4 protein-coding genes and 2 pseudogenes are annotated in these 4,986 nt (G+C 38.0%); 3 read left to right on the top strand and 3 right to left on the bottom strand.

Features of this window, described 5'->3' with window-relative positions; all coding sequences use genetic code 11:
* The first annotated feature begins 559 nt into the window (after positions 1-559).
* On the top strand, positions 560-1,600 hold the full coding sequence (locus tag FTT72_RS15845; RefSeq protein ID WP_180178674.1) for a TauD/TfdA family dioxygenase: 1,041 nt from the start codon (positions 560-562) through the stop codon (positions 1,598-1,600).
* Positions 1,601-1,627: 27 nt separating this feature from the next.
* Here FTT72_RS15845 and FTT72_RS15850 read toward each other — a convergent pair.
* Positions 1,628-2,515 (bottom strand): annotated as a pseudogene (locus FTT72_RS15850) (PQQ-dependent sugar dehydrogenase); the annotation flags it as partial.
* Positions 2,516-2,958: 443 nt separating this feature from the next.
* Between FTT72_RS15850 and FTT72_RS15855 the strand changes: the two are divergent.
* Positions 2,959-3,576, top strand: coding sequence for a type 1 glutamine amidotransferase domain-containing protein (locus tag FTT72_RS15855; RefSeq protein WP_180178676.1), 618 nt, complete (start codon positions 2,959-2,961; stop codon positions 3,574-3,576).
* 68 nt (positions 3,577-3,644) lie between these two features.
* Here FTT72_RS15855 and FTT72_RS15860 read toward each other — a convergent pair whose 3' ends face one another.
* Positions 3,645-3,956 carry an ankyrin repeat domain-containing protein gene (locus FTT72_RS15860; protein WP_180178677.1) on the bottom strand — a complete coding sequence of 104 codons (312 nt, stop codon included), beginning with the start codon at positions 3,954-3,956 and terminating at the stop codon, positions 3,645-3,647.
* A 28-nt stretch (positions 3,957-3,984) separates the two neighbouring features.
* Complete coding sequence (locus tag FTT72_RS15865; protein ID WP_180178678.1) at positions 3,985-4,650, bottom strand: hypothetical protein; 666 nt, start codon at positions 4,648-4,650, stop codon at positions 3,985-3,987.
* A 216-nt stretch (positions 4,651-4,866) separates the two neighbouring features.
* On the opposite strand from FTT72_RS15865, the pseudogene FTT72_RS15870 reads away from it, so the two are divergent.
* Positions 4,867-4,986: pseudogene (locus FTT72_RS15870) on the top strand (IS5/IS1182 family transposase); the annotation flags it as partial.

Raw genomic sequence — 4,986 nt, forward strand, 5'->3', positions numbered from 1 at the left:
TTAAAATGCTGTGCTGCTTTTCGCACAGACATTTTATCTCTAGTCATAATTTCTATGACTTTGTCTTTAAAATCTTTTGAATATCCCATGTTTCTATTGTTCTATATTTTTAAGTATTTGGCTATAGCAGGATTTAGCGACGTTCTGCTGTAGGCATTTACCTACAGCGCTTGCAGTATTTACGCCTATGGCCTCAACAGCAACGCGCCTATAGTAAGAACATACAGAGACAGGATGTCTTGCAATAAAAATAAATAATGCACATGCAGCAGGAACGCTGATCGGTATGACAGGAGTCATATCTTTAGAATGAATCTAAAAAGCCCTCGATAGGATGTCGAGGGCTTTTTGCATGTCGTCATTCATTCAGAGATCGCACTCTATTCGTCGGAAAATCGCAATTTATCAACAATACTTACATCGCAACAGTAAAACTGTACTTATAATCGGCAGAGAATTTAGACAGAATAACTGCTGCGAGTTCAGCAGCTCGAACTGTCAGCGCTTAGGGATTAGGCGACAACAATAAAAATTGAATTAAAAAATTAGAGAATGACCTATGCAATTGCAACAGCAACAACTGAATAGTTTTACCCGCATTTTTCATGCCGCTCCAGAACACAATAGCCCACAAGATCTTGCACAATATATTGGCGCGCATCGACAAGAGCTTTTACAACAAATCCATGAAAATGGCATCTTACTGTTTCGTGGTTTTAACATCGAGCAACCCGAACAATTTAACCAACTGATTGAACAATATTTTCAGTTTACCCCATGGAATGCTTTTAACCCCAATATGCCCAGCTGGGTTGCATCTTGGATGCGAAAATACAGTGAGAACTTGCTCGGTGCTGGCGACTACCGTCGTTATATAGACCGCAACACAGTGCAATTGGGTCCAGTCGAAAACTCGGTACAAGGCCCGCATGTTGAAGGCGGAGTACGCTCAGAACGCTCGCGTTATATCGCCTTATTTTGTCAGGAACCTTCGACGTATTTGGCAGAAACAGGATTTAATAACTTAGAGCAGATTTGGGAGAGTTTTCCGAAACATCTACAGGAAAAATATCTCGGTGCATGGAACCATTTTTCTTATGTCTCGGCGCGCGAGGTAGGGCTATTTGACCGATTATTGCTGAAAAAGAGCCCGTTTAGTCTAGAGATTCGACAAGATAAAAAAGCCAAACTGACCTTACAGCGTTCGCCACTGGTGATTCATCACCCCGATACGAAAAAGCATGTCATTCAGCCGTGGGCTTTTGCCAATAATACCAATCCATTTGCCCATCAGGCGGCCAAAAATTGCTTTGAAAATCGAGGGGACATTGAAATCGATTCGACGGCGGACGGCATGCAGCTGACTTGGGAAATTTACACGCCAGAAGGTCAACAAATTGAATGCAGCGATAACGAAAAGCAGCAATTTTTTGATGCGATGTATAAAGATGCGCTGCTTTTACAATGGCATAAAGGCGATGTTGCGATCGTCGATAATATTAAAATTGCGCATTGGCGGATGAATGGAGAACAAGGAAATCGTAAATTAATTCAAATTCAAGCCAATGCATTTAATGCCGATGAGCACTATGCGGCTTAGCTGATAGATTTAAAATTCGTGCAGGCCTGTATGATGATCAGGAATCGGTTGATCATCATAATGATCGCCATTCGACACATGCGGATAGCCATAGTTTTTCGCACGCTGCACCAGATTTAACTCATCACCGCCTTTCGGGCCCATTTCGGCCACCCAAAGCTGCTGTTTTGCATCAAATGCCATGCCTAAAGGATTACGGTGCCCGAAGCTCCACACTTGCTTTGCAACCTCGCCTTGGGTCTGAAATGGATTATCTACAGCAGGTGTTCCATCACTATTTAAGCGCAGTACTTTACCCAAATTTGACTGCAGATCTTGTGCAGGATCAAACTTCTGACGTTCGCCCGAACTCACCCATAATTTTCCATCTGCACCAAACTGCATACGGTGTGAATAATGGCCTTGACCTTCTACTTTTGGAATTTGCCTCCAAATGATTTTTCGCTGTTTTAAACTTGGCGAAGCTTCATTGAGGTTTAATGTGGCTTTTTCGATGACAGCGCCAAAACCGCCCTGTCCTGCTTCTGCATAGCTCAGATATATCTGATGATTTTTTTCAAACTGTGGATCAAGTGCAATATCACCTAATCCACCTTGTCCACCATAGGCAACTTTGGGAAGGTTTTTCACCTGTATTTTCTGCTGGTTTTGAGGATTAAAGATAATTAGCTGACCTTTTCTTTCAGTCAGCAATAAACGTCCGTCTGTAAGCGGCTGGATGGCCCAAGGTTCATTAAATTGAGCGATTTTTTGTATTTTAAAGCGCTGTTCTTGCTGGATTTGTGCCGAATTTTGAGTTTGGCTTGGTGTTTGATCTTGTGCTGTAGATGCAGTGTTTTCTGCATAGCATGCGGAGATCATCAGGATGCCGACGATGAGGCTAGGCGTTCGAAAATATTGTATACATTGTTTCATTTACTGTTCCCTTCCCTTTTATAATCATTTGATTCTAATCAATTAATCAGATGATTTTTCTTTGGAAAGGTAACAGAATAATTTTGTACGTTTTGGCTTACATGACATGCAGAAAATTGCTGCTATTCAATTTATTCAAACAGGCCTAATCTACAGTTATCAGGAAACAGGAAGTTTCCGAAACACCAAAACAATAAGAATAGTTTCTGCATCAGGACGTGAGATATGACATGGAGTTGTATCTAAAATACGAAATACGAAGAAAACCCCAACAGGATGTTGGGGTTTTCTTTTTCTAGCTGATTTTTAAAAGTTCGCTCTAATCTAGAACTTTCGCATAACATCTCTGTCAAAACTTCTTACAGTTTCCTGCGAAATTATTACATACCCAAATCCGTCAGCTTGTTAGCGTGGTAGACAATCCTCATTGCAAGGAGTCAATCATGACTTTAAAAGCTTTAGTGATAACGTCAAATGTCGGTGTTGAACATGACGAGCTGATCCAACCATTAAATTATTTAAATGAAAAGGGAATTGAAGCCATTCATGCCGCTATTAAACATGCGGTTGTCCAAACAGTAAAAGCCGACAAAAAGGTCGAAGCTGAAGTTCAACCCAATGCCCAATTGAGCAGCGTAAATGCTGAAGACTATGATGTCTTAGTAATTCCAGGCGGAACTGTCAATGCAGATCATCTACGGATCGATGAAAATGCACTGCGACTTATTCAAAACTTTGCTGACCATCAAAAACCTATTGCTGCAATTTGTCATGGTCCTTGGGCGCTCATTAATGCTGAACGAATTCGTGATAAAACTCTGACGTCTTATAAAAGTATTCGTTTGGATTTGGAAAATGCGGGTGCACATTGGGTCGATGAGCAGGTGCACCGCTGTAATACGGGTGGTTGGGTGCTAATTACTTCTCGTTGTCCAGATGACTTGCCTGCGTTTAATCAAGCGATTCAGCAGGAGCTTGAGCAACAGCAACAGCAACAGCAACAGCAACAGCAACAGCAACAGCAACAGCAACAGCAACAGCAACAGCAACAGCAACAATAATACTAAAATGAAAATACCCGCATATTGCATGCGGGTATTTTATGAATCAACATTATAAAATATATGGCTTACAAATTTTTTAAGTAAGCTACCACATCATCATTGCCTGCCATTTCTGCAAGCTCTAATGCTGTGTATTGGGTCTTATGCTGTACATTTGCACCTTTCTCTACCAATAGCTTCACTAAGTCTAAATAGCCGTTTTCTGCGGCTGCATGCAGTGCGCTGTAGCCTTCTTCATCGGCAGTGTTTACGTCTGTGCCATTTGCCAAAGATTTTTCGACTTCTGCGCGTTCACCTAAAGATGCCCAGTACACCAGTTCAGGTAGATGCAGCTCTTCATCATCTTCAGGGATTGGGGAGAATGAGTTGAGTTTCATAGTATTATTCCAAATTAGTTAACAAACGCTAATTTACTTTTCTTTGACTTGTAATGCGAATTTTTGGTTTTGGTAAATCATAAAAATATAATAGTTGATTTATAAAAATTCTAGATCTTCTTTTACTTGTTGCTCTATCTTTATCTAATTGATCACCAAATGAAGATAACAATTCTACAGAAATTAAAATAGCTACTTTAATAATCAACATTAAAAACATTAGAAATACAGAAAATACAAAAACATTCGCTATAAATTTTGTTAAAGAGTAATTGTAAAAAAATTCAAAAACATTATTTATATTTACTCCAGTAGAAATTGTTAGAGCAATTAAAGCAGCTACCCCACCCATAAACATTGCTAAAAGTCTATTTTTCGAATCTGATGTAAAAATTAATCGTCCAAAGCTATAGGTATCAAATGAAAATACCGATTTATATTTCTCTTTAAGAACAAAAACTTTGTCAATTTTCTCAGCAATTTCTAGGTAAGTATTTTGGTTAGAATTAACACAGTTTTTAAACCACAGTTTTTTTAGTTCATAAAAATTATTTTCATCTGTAATAAATAGTATTTGAAGTCTCGAAATAATTTTTTTCTCTCTTTGCTTTTCTAACTTAAACCAAGAAATCAAAACAATAATTTCCATCACAATACAGATAATTAGTCTGTAAAATCGATGAATTTCTGGCATAAAATTAAATACATTTATATTAATGTACCAAAAAAAAGAACAAATAAAAATGGAAAATGAAACAAATAAAAACCATATATATTTGTTTTTAATAAAAAATATAGGTTTGTAAGATTCAAATAATTCGTAATAAATATTAGGGTCTGTTGACATTTGTTGATTAAAAAAATAGCGAGATAGTAAAATTAAATCGCCAAACCCAATTTTATACTCGCTATGCCTCGAACAATGCTAAATGATCAACACTGGTCCAAGTTACTTGCTATTTTCCGTCACTTTAATATTTATCTCAAATTAAATTTACGGAATTTTATTGAAGCGATTTTATTTCGAATT

The sequence above is a fragment of the Acinetobacter sp. YH01005 genome, from assembly GCF_013420465.1.
Lineage (GTDB): Bacteria > Pseudomonadota > Gammaproteobacteria > Pseudomonadales > Moraxellaceae > Acinetobacter > Acinetobacter amyesii.